General features: G+C 72.3%; 14 protein-coding genes. 5 read left to right on the top strand and 9 right to left on the bottom strand.

Annotated elements, in window-relative coordinates; translation table 11 throughout:
* Positions 1–4: 4 nt before the first annotated feature.
* Entirely contained in the window at positions 5–2,812 is a 2,808-nt protein-coding gene (locus Sru02f_RS10555) for a penicillin acylase family protein (RefSeq protein WP_174855165.1), read from the bottom strand.
* A 222-nt stretch (positions 2,813–3,034) separates the two neighbouring features.
* Between Sru02f_RS10555 and Sru02f_RS10550 the strand changes: the two genes are divergently transcribed.
* Positions 3,035–3,637: a hypothetical protein gene (locus tag Sru02f_RS10550; RefSeq protein WP_109033617.1), complete on the top strand. Its 603-nt coding sequence runs from the start codon at positions 3,035–3,037 to the stop codon at positions 3,635–3,637.
* Between the two features lie 150 nt (positions 3,638–3,787).
* Here the strand turns inward: Sru02f_RS10550 and Sru02f_RS10545 are convergent, their stop codons facing one another.
* Together Sru02f_RS10545 and soxR are read right to left on the bottom strand one after the other, a co-directional pair.
* Complete coding sequence (locus Sru02f_RS10545) at positions 3,788–5,008, bottom strand: RNA-guided endonuclease InsQ/TnpB family protein (RefSeq protein WP_109033616.1); 1,221 nt, start codon at positions 5,006–5,008, stop codon at positions 3,788–3,790.
* Positions 5,009–5,365: 357 nt separating this feature from the next.
* Positions 5,366–5,893 carry a redox-sensitive transcriptional activator SoxR gene (gene soxR / locus Sru02f_RS10540; RefSeq protein WP_109033615.1) on the bottom strand — a complete coding sequence of 176 codons (528 nt, stop codon included), beginning with the start codon at positions 5,891–5,893 and terminating at the stop codon, positions 5,366–5,368.
* 130 nt (positions 5,894–6,023) lie between these two features.
* Between soxR and Sru02f_RS10535 the strand changes: the two genes are divergently transcribed.
* Positions 6,024–6,485, top strand: a complete 462-nt coding sequence (locus Sru02f_RS10535; RefSeq protein ID WP_109033614.1) for a MaoC family dehydratase — start codon at positions 6,024–6,026, stop codon at positions 6,483–6,485.
* Here the strand turns inward: Sru02f_RS10535 and Sru02f_RS10530 are convergent.
* The 3 genes from Sru02f_RS10530 to Sru02f_RS10520 form a co-directional block, all read right to left on the bottom strand.
* The gene (locus tag Sru02f_RS10530; protein ID WP_003977126.1) at positions 6,476–7,123 is read right to left on the bottom strand and encodes a TetR/AcrR family transcriptional regulator; all 648 of its coding nucleotides are present in this window, start codon (positions 7,121–7,123) and stop codon (positions 6,476–6,478) included. The two genes, Sru02f_RS10535 and Sru02f_RS10530, sit on opposite strands and share 10 nt — an antisense overlap.
* A 60-nt stretch (positions 7,124–7,183) precedes the next feature.
* Complete coding sequence (locus Sru02f_RS10525; RefSeq protein ID WP_003977125.1) at positions 7,184–7,498, bottom strand: YiaA/YiaB family inner membrane protein; 315 nt, start codon at positions 7,496–7,498, stop codon at positions 7,184–7,186.
* A 75-nt stretch (positions 7,499–7,573) separates the two neighbouring features.
* Positions 7,574–8,725 (bottom strand): acyl-CoA dehydrogenase family protein, encoded by a 1,152-nt coding sequence (locus Sru02f_RS10520; RefSeq protein WP_109033613.1) that lies wholly within the window; start codon positions 8,723–8,725, stop codon positions 7,574–7,576.
* An 89-nt stretch (positions 8,726–8,814) separates the two neighbouring features.
* On the opposite strand from Sru02f_RS10520, the gene Sru02f_RS10515 reads away from it, so the two are divergent.
* The 3 genes from Sru02f_RS10515 to Sru02f_RS10505 all read left to right on the top strand — a co-directional run bounded on the left by Sru02f_RS10515 (position 8,815) and on the right by Sru02f_RS10505 (position 11,282).
* Positions 8,815–9,456, top strand: coding sequence for a TetR/AcrR family transcriptional regulator (locus Sru02f_RS10515; protein ID WP_109033612.1), 642 nt, complete (start codon positions 8,815–8,817; stop codon positions 9,454–9,456).
* A gap of 64 nt (positions 9,457–9,520) precedes the next feature.
* The gene (locus tag Sru02f_RS10510; RefSeq protein ID WP_109033611.1) at positions 9,521–10,234 is read left to right on the top strand and encodes an ArsR/SmtB family transcription factor; all 714 of its coding nucleotides are present in this window, start codon (positions 9,521–9,523) and stop codon (positions 10,232–10,234) included.
* A gap of 73 nt (positions 10,235–10,307) precedes the next feature.
* Complete coding sequence (locus Sru02f_RS10505; protein ID WP_109033610.1) at positions 10,308–11,282, top strand: DMT family transporter; 975 nt, start codon at positions 10,308–10,310, stop codon at positions 11,280–11,282.
* A gap of 223 nt (positions 11,283–11,505) precedes the next feature.
* On the opposite strand, the gene Sru02f_RS10500 is transcribed toward Sru02f_RS10505, so the two are convergent.
* The 3 genes from Sru02f_RS10500 to Sru02f_RS10490 all read right to left on the bottom strand — a co-directional run bounded on the left by Sru02f_RS10500 (position 11,506) and on the right by Sru02f_RS10490 (position 15,474).
* Positions 11,506–12,603: a Zn-dependent alcohol dehydrogenase gene (locus Sru02f_RS10500; RefSeq protein ID WP_109033609.1), complete on the bottom strand. Its 1,098-nt coding sequence runs from the start codon at positions 12,601–12,603 to the stop codon at positions 11,506–11,508.
* A 23-nt stretch (positions 12,604–12,626) separates the two neighbouring features.
* A complete protein-coding gene (locus Sru02f_RS10495; RefSeq protein ID WP_109033608.1) occupies positions 12,627–14,015 on the bottom strand; it encodes an aldehyde dehydrogenase family protein in 1,389 nt (462 codons plus the stop codon).
* A gap of 121 nt (positions 14,016–14,136) precedes the next feature.
* On the bottom strand, positions 14,137–15,474 hold the full coding sequence (locus Sru02f_RS10490) for an ABC transporter ATP-binding protein (RefSeq protein WP_109033607.1): 1,338 nt from the start codon (positions 15,472–15,474) through the stop codon (positions 14,137–14,139).
* Positions 15,475–15,654 lie beyond the last annotated feature (180 nt).

The following is a 15,654-nucleotide window of genomic DNA, read 5'->3' as shown; positions in this document are numbered from 1 at the left end:
CCGGTCACCGGTGGGACGTGAACTCCACGACCTGCTGGTAGGTCGGCCGGTTCTGCCAGCTGATGCCGCCGTGCTTGATGCCGCCGAGGGTGCGGTGGATCACCGAGTCGGCGCACCACTGGTCCCCCGCCGAGCAGCTGTCGTCGCCGGGATAGACCTGGGCGGCCGTGCGGCCCGCCGCCTCCTTCAGGGTGGAGACCAGGGAGTCCCGGCAGGCGGCGAGGTCGCCGTCGCCGCAGTACGGACGCGCCAGCGGGCCCTTGACGGACTCGCCGAGCACGGACCGGATGTCCTTGTCGACATAGCTCCACCAGCCGTACTGGAAGGCGCTGCCGGCGTGGGCGCCGGTCGGGCCGTGGGCGGCGGACGGGGACTCGTCGACGGGCAGGTTGCGGGTGAAGGCGGTGTACAGGTCGGTGCCGAGCCCGGGTTCGAACTCGGCCTTCACCAGCAGCGGCCACCAGGCGTCCAGGGTGCGGATCGCGTCGGCGTGGGCGTACTTCTTGGAGCCCGCCGAGGTCTCGGTGCGCAGTCCGCCCGCGGACCGCCACGCCTTCAGCCGGTCCACGGCCGTCTTCGCCGCCGGGTCGGTCACCGGCGCGGACTCGACCACCTTCAGCAGGTCGGGCAGGACGTCCTCGGCCCGCAGGTCGGCGAGGGCCGCTTCGCCCATGGCCTTCACCAGCGCGGTGCGCGTGACGCCGCCGTCGGCGACCAGCTTCTTCACCCGGTCGTCGAGCAGGTTGCCGCGGTGGACGGAGCCGTTGCCCCAGGAGGCGGCCGGGTAGTCCCTGGCCTGCTTGTTGTTCCAGGAGATGTAGTAGTCCTGGTCGACCGACTGCGGGTGGGCCGACGCGCCGGTGTACCGGGCGGTGTTGTCGGCCGGGTCCCAGCCCTGCCACTCGTACGCCTGCCGCGCCCAGACCGGGAACTCGGCGTCGACGCCGCCCGCGCGCACCGGGTTGTCGCCGCTGTTGTAGTACGCGGTGTGCTCGGAGTCGGCGTAGAACCAGTTGAAGGTGTAGTTGATGTGCTGGACGGCACCCTGGAAGCGCTCGGGGCTGTTGAGGTAGTCAGGGTCGTTCAGCATCTGGAAGCCGATGATGGAGTCGGCCTCGTGCATGTAGGAGGAGCGCAGGGTGGTGTAGGCGACCTTCTTGCCGTCGACCGTGGCCCGGGACTCGACCGGTCCGTACTTGGTGCGCCAGACGCGCATCGTGTAGGAGCCCGCCGCGGTGGAGTCGGCGACGGTGGGCTTCCAGGCGTTGTGCCGTTCGACCTTCTCCATGGGCGTGCAGGTGCCGCGGTAGAGGTAGTGGTAGTCGTCCTGGCACAGCTCGACCGCGTAGGTGTCGATGATGTCCTGGCCGGAGGTGGTCGCGCTCCAGGCGTAGTCCTGGCCGCGGCCGAGTTCGACGTACATGCTCAGGCCCGCGAAGGAGGCGCCGCGGGCGCTGATGCCGGGGCCCTGGATCTCCTGGAGCATGAGCAGTTGCGGCGCGAAGTAGCCGGTCTGGGGTCCGAAGACGGCGACCGGGTGGCCGCTCGCGGTGTGCTCGCCGCTGACGACCAGGGCGTTGGACATGCCGCGCCGCGCCGAGGTCACCGCCGCTTCCGCGGACTTGGCGGAGGCACCGGTCGCGCCCGCCGCCCCGGCGCTGCCCGTACGGTCGTACACCAGCGGTTCCGGCTCGACCGACCCGGCGTCGGGCAGGGCGCGGCCCTGCGGGTCGTCCGGGGTGGGCAGGTACGGGAAGCTGCCGTCCTGCTGGGTGAGGACGGCCTCGGGGTCGTTGCGCTGGCGGAAGGACTCCCAGACCTCGGTGCCCTCGGCGACGCCGTACTTCTCCTGGGCGGCGAGGAGGGAGAGCGCGTTGTTGACCTCGCCGCCGCCTCCGGCGCCGAAGAGGGAGCCGATGACGGAGGCCAGCGCGATCAGGTCGGCGCGCTTGAAGTGCTCGATGGTGCCGGCGTTGGTGATCGCGTTCTTGTGGCCGGTCAGGACGTACTCGCCGGGGAAGTAGCGGCCCTTGTCGGAGGCGTCGATGTAGGCGTTGACACCGGCGACGTAGGCGTCCACGTCGGCCAGGGCCAGCTCGCCGCGCTCCCCGGCCTTGGCGGCGGCGCTCTCGATCTGCGCCTCCAGGTCCGCCTCGGTGTAGGGGGCGCTGCGCCAGAACTGCTGCTCCAGACCCTGGTTGGCGGGGGCGCCGCCCGCGAAGGGGGTCAACTGGCCGCGTCCGACGTGCCGGAAGAGGTCCATGAGCCACAGCCGGTCCTGGGCGGCCGCGTAGCCCGCGCCGAACTCGGTGCCGTAGCGGGTGGTGCCGGTGATGTGCGGCACACCGGTCTTCTTGTCGCGGACGATGGTCACGTCGTCGCGTCCGGCGGGGCGGACGGTGGACGCGACCTGGCCGTCCGGGACGCCGAAGGATGCGTCGTTGAAGAACGTGTTGATCTTGTCGTTGGTGAGGCCGGTGTAGCCGGTGGCGAGGTTCGCGTAGGGGCCCAGCTGGTCCTCGGCGTGCGCGGGCTGGGTGCCGAAGGCCTGGTTGAGGAGGATCTGGGCGAGGGTGGCGTTGCCGTTCTGGCCGGGCGGCAGGATGTCGGAACACTGGCCGCCGCAGTGGTCGTTGGGGGCCGCTTCGGCGGCCGTGACCTCGGCGGTCGCGTTCCCGGCGGCCATCGCCGGGGAAAGCGGTGACAAAAGTCCGGCAACGAGGGCGCATACGGATGCGGTCTTCAGGAACCCGTGGAAGCCGCGGGGAGTTCTCAGTCTGTCGAGGGCGTTGCGTGGGGTGCGCCGTGGCATGGCAGCTCCTCCCGACGGGGGTGTGGCGGGACGTTACCGCCGGTATCCCCGAGTGGGAAGGTGAACATGCGTCACTTTTTGGGAGCGGGTGGATCGGCTTATGGGGGGCATCGGAAATCGGATGGAGCCGAATCGGTTGTCGATACGTCTATTCGGCGACGTCCGTACGACGACGCCGAAGTGACCCAAGTACAGGTGCAGGTGTGACGGAGGTGCAGGGCGATGGCCGGTTTCCGAAGTCTGGCGAGACAGGTCCGCGATCCACGGTGCGACCTGGCGCTGCGGCGCTATTCGCTGCGCAAGTGCCTTGAGCGGTTCGCCCCTTATGGGCACAGGGCGACCTGGGACCATCTCTGCTCCCGGGCCGGGTTCGGTCCCGAGGACCGCTCCCCCGACCCAGCGCGGCTCGTGGCCGCACTGGAGGAGCTGGAGGAGGCGCGTTCGGTGTGGCTGGCCTACGAGGTCGCCTTCGCCGAGCGGCGCAGGAAGGAGAAGCACGACGGCCTGCGCAGGCCGGGGAGCGTGGACGACTGGCACCGGCTCACCTGGGGCGGTTTCGGGGTGGCCTGGTGCGACGACCCCCGGGTCCATCCCGACGGACCGCTGGCGGAGGTGCTGCGCCGGCTGATCTCCGCGCTGGAGCGTGAGCCGGGCGCCGTGTGCCCGGTGTGCGACGGGGAGCGCCTCGTCTGGAAGTACGACCTGGACCACGAGCCCTCGACGGGTCCCGTCTGCTCGGACTGCGGCATCCTGGTGCCGCGACCCGTCCTCACTCCCGACGCGCGCGCGGACGCCCGGCGGGGACGGCTGCTGATGTCGGCGTAGCCGACCCCGGGGGTGTGCCGGGGATGCCGCACCCCCGGTGGCCGGTACGGCACCGGGTCCGGCGGGCGCTGTAGGTGGCGCCCGGCACCATGGGGAATGGTGCAGCTGTGTTTGAATCCTCCCCTCCTTGAAGGGAAGGGGATTTCTGGCTCAGGCTGCCTCCTGGAGCGGCGCTCCAGGAGGTCTTCCACCATCGGCACCAGCCGGGTTGAGACCAGCCCGGACGAGCATGACGCGTGCGGAGTTCTTGTCCCGTGGGGCTGTGGTTCCGCACGCGGTGCAGGTGTGGGTGCGTTCACCCAGCGGCAGGGCGTGCTTGGCTCTCGCTCCGCACTGCGCGCAGTCCATCGTGGTGTACGCGGGATGGACCAGGCGGATGTCCCGCCCGTGTTTGCGGCCCATCTCGATCAGAGCGGCCTTGGTGGCGCCGATGGCGGCGTCAGCGGCCTTGCGGGCCATGTTTGTCCTGGCCAGGAACTTTGGGCGGAAGTCCTCGATCGCCACGGCGTCATGGTCACGGACGACCCTCTTCGCCCACTTGCGGCCGGTGTCCGCACGCTGCCGGGCAACCTTCTTGTGCGCCTTCGCCCGCAGCCTCTTCGCCGCACGGTAGCCCTTCGATCCGGACGTCCCTTTCTTCGGTCTGCGGCGGGCCATCATCCGGTCGTACCGGGTGAGTTCCCCCTTCACCTTCCCGCCGTGTGCGGGGTGCGGCAGGTCGTGCGCGTCGGACGTGGTGGTCGCGGTCTCCTTCACGCCCCAGTCGACGCCGAGGACGCGACCGGTCGCGGGCAGGGGCTGGACCTGGGCGGCGACAACGAAAGAGGCGTACCAGTGTCCGAGGCTGTCCTGGTACACGCGTACCGAGGACGGCTCGTCGGGCAGCTCCCGTGACCAGACCACGTTCAGGACGATGCCGCCCGCCAGGTGCAGCCGGCCGTCGTTCAGCCGGAACCCGCGCTGGGTGTAGTTCAGGGTCGCTGGCGCCTCGCGCCGGGTCTTCCACGTCGGCATCCCCGCCCGGCGCGCCACGGGCAGACGCTCAGCGATGTCCCGCTGGGCTTTGGCACGGGAGCGGCCGAAGTCGCGGATGACCTGCTGCTGAGGAACCGACGAGCCCTCCCGCAGCCACGGCGTCCGCGCACGCGCTCCGGTCAGCATCCGGTCCAGCTGCGCCGGTCCGCACGTGGCCTTCTCACCACTCGTCCTGTTGTGCAGATGCACGGCCCTGGACTTGGCGACGCACTCGTTCCATACCCAGCGGCACCGGCCCCACTCCGCCGCCATAGACGCGCGAGCCCTGGACGACACCCGCAACCTGTACGTGTACCGCGCGTGACCGACCTTCTCACCCGCCCCCACCTGCGCCACCCCGCCCCCTTCACGGCCGCGGCCACGACACCGTGCCGTCCCCAACCCTGCGAAGGACCATACGTACGACAGCCGCACACACACCCACCGATCCCGCAACCGTCACCCCGACCAGCGACCACAGGCACACACGTTCGCTCCGCTTTGAGCCATGCCAGCAGCCATATAGGGGCGTTCCGCGCCCGTATCTAGGGTTCGGCGACGCTCCGCGTCGCCATACTCGGATGCGATTCCTCCCCCGGCGTGAACGCCGGAGCCTCCTCGCAGGAATCAGGTAAACGGGGCGTGGACAAGCGCGGGAGTGGGCCGCGGCGCGCCGGGGTGACGGCTGACGACCGGGCCCGGGACACCCCGCGGTCAGTCGCCGCAGCACGGCACTTCCGGTTCCCGGGCGCGGCTCGGCGCCCGGTCGCCCCTGGCGGTGGAGCCGCGGCGCTCCACGAGCAGGCGGGAGCCCGCACCGCGTTCGCCGAAGGCGTCGTCGGGGTTGGACAGGACGCAGGTTTCCAGGGACAGGCAGCCGCAGCCGATGCAGTCGGTGAGGTGGTCGCGCAGCCGGTTGAGCTGTTTGATGCGCTCGTCCAGCTCGGAGCGCCAGGACTCGGAGAGCCGGGCCCAGTCGTCCTCGGTGGGCGTACGTCCCTCGGGCAGTTCGGCGAGCGCCTCGCGGATCGTGGCCAGCGGGATGCCGACCCGCTGCGCCGCACGGACGAAGGCGACCCTGCGCAGCGCGTCACGGGCGAAGCGCCGCTGGTTGCCAGAGGTGCGACGACTGCTGATCAGACCCTTTGACTCGTAGAAGTGCAGGGCGGAGACCGCGGCGCCACTGCGGGCGGCCAGCTGGCCGACCGTGAGCTCGTGGATCTTCTCTGGAATCTGAGGCACCCCTCGAACCCTACCGACCCGATCGCCCCCGCGGACCGGTCCGGTCCGTTGACAGGCACGCCACGGGCGACCATGCTAAGCAGTCGCTTAGAAACGAGCGCACCGGGTGAGCGAGCAGAGAGGCCGGAACATGGCAGAGCCGAGGATCTTCACGTCCGCCGACGAGGTGAAGGCGGCGGTGGGCGAGCAGTTGGGGTACACCGACTGGCTGGAGGTCGACCAGAAGCGGATCGACCTGTTCGCCGAGGCGACCGGCGACCACCAGTGGATCCACGTGGACCCGGAGAAGGCGGCCGCGGGCCCGTTCGGCGGCACCATCGCGCACGGCTATCTGACCCTGTCGCTGCTCCCGCTCTTCGGGCCGCAGCTGATCCGGGTCGAGGGCGTGAAGATGGGCGTCAACTACGGCACCAACAAGGTCCGCTTCCCCTCCCCCGTCCCGGTCGGCTCGCGGCTGCGCGCCACGGCGGCCGTCACCGGCGTCGAGGACGTCAAGGGAGGGATCCAGGTGAGCGTCGCCTTCACCGTGGAGCGCGAGGGCGGCGACAAGCCGGTGTGCGTCGCCGAGTCGGTCTCGCGCTACTACCTCTGAGCCGTCGCCCCGGACGGTTCGGCACCCACCATGCGCAGCACGAGGTCGGCGTAGAGCGCGCCGACCTCGTCGGGCGTACGGGGGCCGTTCACGTTGAACCAGCGGGCCACGTCGATGCAGAGGGACAGCACGGCCAGCGTGGTGCCCTTGACGTCCGGCACGTCGAACTCGCCCGCGGCCACGCCGTCGTCGATGATGCCGCGCACCGCGGCGTCGCACTGCCGGCGGAGGGTGAGGATCTCCTCCCGGGCCTCGGGGCCGAGGGCGTCCAGCTCGTACTGCACGACCCGCGCGGTCGTACGCCGCCCGGCGTGCCAGCGGACGAAGGAGCTCACGGCGTCGGCGAGTCGTTCGGCCGCACTGCCCTCGCCCTGCGCCGCGGAGCGCAGGATGGCCACCGCCCGGGTGTGGCCGATGCGGCTGATCCGGTGGAGCAGCTCTTCCTTGGTCTTGTAGTGGATGTAGAGCGCGGCCGGGCTCATGCCGGCCCGTCCGGCGATGTCCCGGGTCGTGGTCGCGTGGTACCCGCGTTCGGCGAACGCCTCCACGGCGGCCACCAGGAGCCGCCGGGCCGCGTCGGGCGTGACCTCTTCCCACGGCTCGATGTCGCCGCCCGTCGTCTCGGCCGCCGTACTCATCGCTTGTTCGCCCCTCTCGGTGACAGGAGCACCACCATACCGCCGAAGGTGAGCGGGCGCTTAGGGGCGCTGGCCCGCAGGGGTGCCGCCCGGCTTCTGGAAGGGGTCGTGCTCGACGAGGATCCTGTCCAGGCGCGCCTGGTCGACCCGGCTGACTATCTGGCCGACCTCCTGGCGGTCCCGGATGATCTTGGCCAGGGTGAAGGCCGAGGTGACGAGGTACAGGACGGCGATCGCGAGGAAGGCGCGCACCCAGGCGTCGGCCTGGAGCTGGTAGATGCCGATGGCGGTGGCGGCCATGGCCACCGCGAACGAGGCGACGGCCTGCCCGTAGAAGGCCGCCGTGTTCTGCTGCTTGACCGGTGTGTCGCTCATGGGGACAAGAGTCGGCGGATGTGGCCCCCGCCACATCCGCCGTCGTACTCAGTTCGGGTACTCAGTCCCCGCCAGTCAGAATGCCGAAACCCCGGTCAGCGCACGCCCGATGACCAGCTTCTGGATCTGGCTGGTGCCCTCGTAGAGCGTCATCACGCGGGCGTCGCGCAGCAGCTTGCCGGCCGGGTACTCGTCGATGTAGCCGTACCCGCCGAAGACCTGGAGGGCGTTGTTGGCGGCGCGCACGGCGGCCTCCGAGGCGAAGAGCTTGGCCTTGGAGGACTCGACGGTGAAGGGCTGCCCGCGGTCGATCAGGTCGGCGACCCGCCAGGTCAGCAGCCGGGCCGCGTCCACGTCGAGGGCGATGTCGCTGATCAGTTCCTGCACGAGCTGGTGGTGGGCGATGGTCTTGCCGAACTGCTCCCGCTCGCCCGCGTACCGCACGGCCGCGTCCAGCGCGGCCTGGGCTATTCCGACGCAGCCGGCGGCCACCGACATCCGCCCCTTGGCGAGGGCCGACATGGCCACCGAGAATCCCTTGCCCTCGGGCGCGAGCATCGCGGAGGCGGGGACGCGGACGTCCTCCAGGACCAGTTCGGCGGTGGCCTGGCCGCGCAGCCCGAGCTTGCCGTGCACGGTGCGGCGGGTCAGGCCGGGCGTGTCGGTGGGCACGAGGAAGGCGGAGACGCCCTTGTGGCCGGGCGCGTCGGTGGAGCGGGCGAAGAGCAGGACGACGTCGGCCCAGGTGCCGTTGGTGATGAACATCTTGGTGCCGTTGACGACGTAGTCGTCGCCGTCCCGGACCGCGCGGGTGGTGAGGTTGCCGGCGTCCGACCCGGTACCGGGTTCGGTGAGGCCGAAGCAGCCGACGTACTCGCCGGAGGTGAGCCCCGGCAGCCAGCGCCGCTTCTGCTCCTCGTCGCCCCAGGCCGCGACGGTCTTGGCGACCAGGCCGAGGGAGACCGAGACGATCCCGCGCACGGAGCTGTCGCCGCGGCCCAGCTCCTCGGTGACCAGGCAGTACGCGAGGTGGTCGCCGCCGCTGCCGCCGTGCTCCTCGTCGATCGTGAGGCCGAGGAAGCCGACCTCGCCGAGCTTCTTCACCAGGGAGCGGTCCACCTCCTCGGCGCGGTCCCACTCGACGACATGGGGGGCGATCTCCCGCTCCACGAAGTCCCGGGCGAGCTGCCGTACGGCGGTCTGCTCCTCGCTGAGCTCCAGGTTCATGCCGAGTCACCCCACAGGAAAGAAATCTTGAAAGCCGTACATTTAAATTAGCACTGCTAGTTTCAGCTCGCAGCCCTACTATGTGCGCCATGGCCCGACCGCGCAAGCCCCTGCTCAGCACCGACCGGATCGTCGAGACGGCCCGCGCGCTGGTGGACGCGGAGGGCCTCGCGGCCGTCTCCACCCGCCGGCTGGCCGCGGAACTGGGGGTCAGCGGACCCTCGCTCTACAACCACTTCCGCACCAAGGACGAGATCCTCGAGGCGGTCGCCGACTCGGTCAGCGCGCAGGTGGACCTGTCGATGTTCGAGGACGGCCGGGAGTGGCGGACCGCGCTGCACGACTGGGCCGTCTCCTACCGGACGGCGCTGCGCGACCACCCCAACATCGTGCCGGTGCTGGCCCACGGCCCCGGCCGCCGCCCGGCCGCGCTGCACCTCGCGGACGCCGTCTACGGCGCCATGGTCCGGGCGGGCTGGCCCCCGGCCCAGGCCACCTCCATCGGCGCGCTGATGCGCTACTTCATCATGGGCTCGGCGCTCGGCTCCTTCGCCGGAGGCTTCGTGGACGACGCCGGCGCCTACGATCCCGCCGACTATCCGCACCTCCAGCAGGCCCACCTCCTGGCCGAGCAGCAGGAGAAGATCGACGAGCGCGCCTTCGAGACCGGTCTGACGGCACTCCTGGACGGGCTGGCGCAGCAGTACGCGCAGGTGGCGCAGGGCGTCTGAGGACGCCGGGGGCTCCGCGGACACTTCGGCGCCCGCCGAACCGTGCGTGGCGCATCCTGGACGCATGACCGAGAGGGACGCCGGGGCTCCCGGCCTCGCACGACTGGCCGGGCTGCTCGCCGACGAGACGCGCGCCGCCTGCCTGCTGGCCCTGCTGGACGGGCGGGCGTGGACCGCCGGTGAGCTGGCCCGGCACGCCGGGGTCGCCGCGTCGACGCTCAGCGAGCACCTGGGCAAGCTGGTCGCGGGCGGGCTGCTCGCCGAGGAACGGCAGGGGCGGCACCGCTACGTGCGGATCGCCGACGACCGGGTGGCACAGCTCGTGGAGGACCTGGCGGCGCAGGTCGCGCCCGAGGCCGCCGCCCGGCGTCCGCGCACCCTGCGGGCGTCGAGCGCCGGTTCGGCGATGGCCCGGGGGCGCACCTGCTACGACCATCTCGCCGGACGGCTCGGCATCGCGGTCACCGACGCGCTGACCGGGCGCGGGCTGCTGCGCCAGGACACCGGCTTCGCGCTCACGGACGCGGGGCTCGGCTGGTTCGACACCGCCGGGATCCCGCTGCGCCCGACCGGGCGCCGGCCACTGGCCCGGGCCTGCCTCGACTGGACGGAACGCCGTCCCCACCTCGCGGGCGTGGCGGGCGCCGCCCTGTGCCGGCACGCCCTGGACACCGGCTGGTGCGTGCGCATCGGCTCGGAGCGGGCGGTGAAGGTGACACCGGCGGGCGAGGACGCGCTGTCCGAACTGCTGGACATCGACCCGGCGGCGCTGCGCTGAGCGCCGCCCCGGCACGGCGCACCGTCCGGAATCCGCCAGCACGCACCCGTTCTCGCCACCTAGCCTCTGGAGCATGATGTCCACCGCCCGCACCTCCCCTCCCGCCCCCTGGCACCGTCGTCCCGAACTGCTCGCGGCCGGCGCGGCCACCGTCACCGTCGTGCTGTGGGCATCCGCGTTCGTCTCCATCCGCAGCGCGGGCGAGGCGTACTCGCCGGGCGCGCTGGCGCTCGGCCGGCTGCTGTCGGGCGCCCTGACGCTCGGGGCGATCTGGCTGCTGCGCCGGGAGGGGCTGCCGCCGCGCGCGGCCTGGCGGGGGATCGCGATATCGGGGCTGCTGTGGTTCGGGTTCTACATGGTCGTCCTGAACTGGGGCGAGCAGCAGGTGGACGCCGGCACGGCCGCCCTCGTGGTCAACGTCGGGCCGATCCTCATCGCGCTGCTCGGTGCGCGGCTGCTGGGCGACGCGCTGCCGCCACGGCTGCTGACGGGGATGGCGGTGTCGTTCGCCGGTGCGGTGACCGTGGGCCTGTCCATGTCCGGCGAGGGCGGCTCCTCGCTGTTCGGGGTGGTGCTGTGCCTGCTGGCCGCGGTGGCGTACGCGGGCGGGGTGGTGGCCCAGAAGCCCGCGCTGGCGCATGCGGGCGCCCTTCAGGTGACGACGTTCGGGTGCCTGGTCGGGGCGGTGCTCTGCCTGCCGTTCGCCGGGCAGCTGGTGCACGAGGCGGCCGGCGCGCCGCTCTCCGCCACGCTCAACATGGTGTATCTGGGCGTGTTCCCGACCGCCCTGGCGTTCACGACCTGGGCCTACGCCCTGGCCCGTACGACCGCCGGCCGCATGGGCGCGACCACGTACGCCGTGCCCGCGCTGGTCGTGCTGATGTCGTGGCTGGCACTGGGCGAGGTCCCGGGACTGCTCACCCTGGCGGGCGGAGCCCTGTGCCTGGCGGGCGTGGCCGTGTCCCGCTCGCGCAGGCGCCCGGCCGCGGTCCCCGACCGGGCCGAGCCCACGGCGGAGCCACGGCGCGAGGACGCGGGGCGGGCCTAGGGCGGTGTCGTCGCGTTTCCCGTCGTCCGCCCGGAGGGCGGGCTCGGCGGCGTCAGGTGCGTGCTCCGGGCCCCCGGTCCGGAGGCCGGGGGCCCGGGCGTCGACCGACGTGGTGGTCGTACGTGGTCGGCGCCCGGTGGGGCGAGTGGGGATACCCTCCCGCGCCCTTGAGGCAGGGGGCGTGCGTGGCGTCGCCGGGCCGCCGGGAACTCGACGACAGGGCCTAGAACACCACCAGTGCTCGGCCGCCCTTGCCCGCCAGCATGTTGTCGAAGGCCGCCGGGATGCCGTCCAGGGCGATGCGCTCCGTGACCAGGGCGCCGAGGTCGAGGCGGCCGGCGCGGACGTGTTCGGCCAGGACGGGGAGGTCGCGGCCGGGGTCGGCGTTGCCGTAGACGCAGCCGGACAGGGTGCGGCCCCAGTGGAAGATCTCCAGGGCGTTGAAGGTGACCTGCTGGTCCTTGCCACCGATGCCGACGACCGTGGTGCGACCGCCTCGCCGGGTGGACTCCCAGGCGGTGCGGATGGTCGCCGCGCGGCCCACGCACTCCACGGCGACGTCGACGCCCTGCTTGCCGGTGAGGGCGCGGATCTCGCGGGCGGTGGTGTCGGAGGCGACGAGGTAGTCGGTGGCGCCGGCGGCGCGGGCCAGCTCCTCCTTCTCGGGGGAGACGTCGACGGCGACGATCTTCGACGCGCCCGCGATCCGGGCCGCCTGGAGGGTGGCGAGGCCCACTCCCCCGGCGCCGAAGACCGCGACCGTCTCGCCCTCACGGACCCGCGCCGAGTGATGGACGGCGCCGTAGCCGGTGAGGACGGCGCAGCCGAGGAGTGCCGCCTCGGTGAGGGGGATGCCCTCGGGGGCGGGCAGGACGCAGGACGCGGCCACGACCGTCTCCTCGGCGAACGCGGCGACGTTCAGGCCGGGGTGCAGGTCGGTGCCGTCGTCGGCGCGGCGGGCGTGCACGTCGGCGGCGCCGGCCAGCGCGTTGGCGCACAGCCACACCTCGCCGAGCGAGCACGCGTGGCAGGCGCCGCAGGACGGGGCCCAGTTGAGGACGACCTCGTCGCCGGGCGCGACGTGGGTGACGCCCTCGCCGACGGCGACGACGGTGCCGGCGCCCTCGTGGCCGAGGACGGCGGGCAGCGGCACCCGCATGGTGCCGTTGGACAGGGACAGGTCGGAGTGGCAGACCCCGGCGGCGGCGAGCCGTACCCGGACCCGGCCGGGGCCGGGCTCGGGCAGCTCGATGCCGGTGACCTCCAGCGGGGCTCCCGGGGCGGGTACGACGGCGGCACGGACTGCGGTACGGACGGCCATGACGTGGACGGCTCCCCTGCGGGCTAGAACTGGAGGGACTTGGTCTGGAGGTACTCGGTGAGGCCGTGGGCGCCCAGTTCGCGACCCACGCCCGACTGCTTGTAGCCGCCGAAGGGCGCCAGCGGGTTGAACCGGCCGCCGTTGATGTCGACCTGCCCGGTGTCCATCCGGCGGGCGAAGGCGACCGCGTCGGCCTCGTCCCCGGCCCAGACGGCACCGGCGAGGCCGTAGACCGTGCCGTTGGCGATCCGGAGAGCGTCGTCCTCGTCCTGGTAGCGGAGGATGGACAGGACGGGGCCGAAGATCTCCTCCTGGGCGATCGTCATCTCCTCGGTGACGTCCGCGAAGACCGTCGGGCTGACGAAGTACCCCTGCTCGCGCGGGGCTTCGGGACCGCCCGCGACCAGGCGCGCGCCCTCGGCGACGCCCTTCTCGATGTAACCGCGCACCCTCGCCTGCTGCTTGGCGTTGACCACGGGGCCGATCCGGTCGCCGTACTTCGCGGCGGCCTCGGCGGCGAGCGACACGGCCTCCTCGTACCGGTCGCGGTGGACCAGCATGCGGGTCCAGGCGCTGCACGTCTGACCGGAGTTGGACATGACGTTGGCGACGCCGACGTTGACCGCCTTGGCGAGGTCGGCGCTCGGGAGGATGACGTTCGCGGACTTGCCGCCGAGTTCGAGGGCGACCCGCTTGACGGCGGCGCCCGCGGTGGCGCCGATGCGGCGGCCGACGGCGGTGGAGCCGGTGAAGGAGACCAGGTCGACGCCCGGGTGCTCGGCGAGGGCCTGTCCGGCGACCGGGCCGAGCCCCGTGACCAGGTTGAAGACGCCCGCGGGGAGCCCGGCCTCGTGCACCGCCTCGGCGAAGAGCTGCGCGACGAGCGGGGTGTCCTCGGCGGGCTTGAGCACCATCGTGCAGCCGGCCGCGAGCGCCGGGGCGGCCTTGGCGACGATCTGGTGGAGCGGGTAGTTCCAGGGGGTGATGGCGCCGACCACGCCGACCGGCTCGTGGTGGACCACGGAGTTGCCGACCTTCTCCTCGAAGGCGTGGGTCGCCGCCAGTTCGGCGTAGGAACCGGCGACCGCGATCGGGGCGCCCGCGTGCACGGCCTGGGAGAACTTCAGCGGGGAGCCCAGCTCGGCGGTGACCGTCTCGGCGATCTCGTCCTTGCGGGCCACCAGGACGTCCCGCAGCGCGGCCAGGCGTGCGGCCCGCTCGGCGGGCGGGGTGGCGGCCCAGCCCGGCAGGGCGGCGCGGGCGGCCCGTACGGCGGTGTCGACGTCCAGGGCACTGCCCGCGGGGACCTTGCCGATCACCTGCTCGTCGACCGGGTTCACGACGTCGATCGTGTCCCGGCCGTCGGCGGGGCGCCAGGCTCCGTCGATGTACATGCCGTCGTGTGCCTTCATCGGGTTCCTTCCGGGCGGGCCTCGTCGTCCGACCCAAACTAGCGCCGTTAGTTTTACGGCACCAGTGGCTCCCCCGATGGTGGCGCGGCTCACCCTCCCGGAGTGCGGGACCGTGGCGTGCTCACTCCTCCAGGTCCGGCAGCCGCGCCGGGGCGGGGCAGATCCGGTCGCCGTGCTGGTCGAAGACGAACAGGTGGGCGAGGTCGACGAGGAGGGGGACCTGCATGCCGTGGCGGAGGTCGATGTCGGGGGTGGTGCGGACGATCAGGTCGCCGGGGAGGCGGCCGTCCGGGGCGGCGACCGCCGGTCCGGGCTCCGGCGGTTCGTCCATGACGACCACGGGTCCGGCACGCAGGGCGCCCGCGCGTTCCCTCAGCCGCTCCAGGACCGTGCCATCGCGGCGGCGGCGCCTGACCGGGCGGGCGGCGGGGCGCGGGGCCTCCAGGTCGGGCACGACGGCCGGCTGGGAGCCGGTGTTGAAGTGCACGAGCATTTCGTGGCCCTGGAACTCGACGTGCTCCACGAGCCCGGTGAGCAGCACCTCGCCGGGGCGGGCGGACGAGGGCTTCGCGATCCGGACGGCCTCCGAGCGCAGGCCCACGATGACCTCACGGCCCTGCTGGACGCGGAGCAGCTGGTGGTCCAGGGAGAGCGGTTCGGGCAGGCGCAGGAACTGCTTGCCCAGGCTGATGGTCATCGCCCCGTCCAGCGGGGCGCGCACCAGGCCCCGCAGCAGGTTGATGCGGGGGGTGCCGATGAAGGCGGCGACGAAGACGTTGCGGGGCAGGGCGTAGACGGCGCGCGGGGTGTCCACCTGCTGGAGGACGCCGCCGCGCAGGACGGCGACGCGGTCGCCCAGCGACATGGCCTCGGACTGGTCGTGGGTGACGTAGATCGTGGTGACGCCCAGCTCCCGGGTCAGCCGGGTGATCTCGGCGCGCAGGTGGTTGCGGAGCTTGGCGTCGAGGTTGGACAGCGGCTCGTCCATCAGGAAGGCGGTGGGGTGGCGGGAGATGGCCCGGCCCATGGCGACCCGCTGGCGTTCGCCGCCGGAGAGCTGGGCGGGGAGGCGGTCGAGGAGGTCCTCGATGCCCAGCATGCGGGCGGTGGCGTCCACGCGGGGGGTGTGGTCGGTCTGCGGGTCCTCGACGCGCAGCGGGAAGCCGATGTTCCCGCGGGTGGTCATGTTGGGGTACAGGGCGAAGTTCTGGAAGACCATCGCCATCCGCCGCTCCGCGGGGAGCAGGTCGTTGGCGTACGCGCCGTCCAGCGTCAGCTCCCCCTCGGTGATCTCCTCCAGCCCGGCGATCATGCGCAGCACGGTCGACTTGCCGCAGCCGGAGGGGCCGAGCAGGACGAGGAACTCACCCGGCGCGATGTCCAGCGACAGCCGGTCCACCACGCGGACGCCTCGCGCGTAGGTCTTGCTCACGTCGTGCAGGGAGATGGCGCGTGTCATGGAGGTGCCCCCGGGGGCTCACTGAGCTCTGGTGCTCCGCGGTCGGACGCCCTCGTGCGGGTCGTACGGGGCGTGTGAGTCACGGAAGTTAACGGACCGTGCCCGGCCGGGGGAAGACACCCGACGACATCTCGGCGCGACCGTCCATCTGGTGAGAAAGCGGACGGCCGGATTCAGGGG

Origin of the sequence: Streptomyces rubrogriseus, from assembly GCF_027947575.1 — a bacterium.
Taxonomy (GTDB): domain Bacteria; phylum Actinomycetota; class Actinomycetes; order Streptomycetales; family Streptomycetaceae; genus Streptomyces; species Streptomyces rubrogriseus.
The sequence above is the reverse complement of the archived record's forward strand: the minus strand, read 5'-3'. Positions and strand labels throughout refer to the sequence as shown.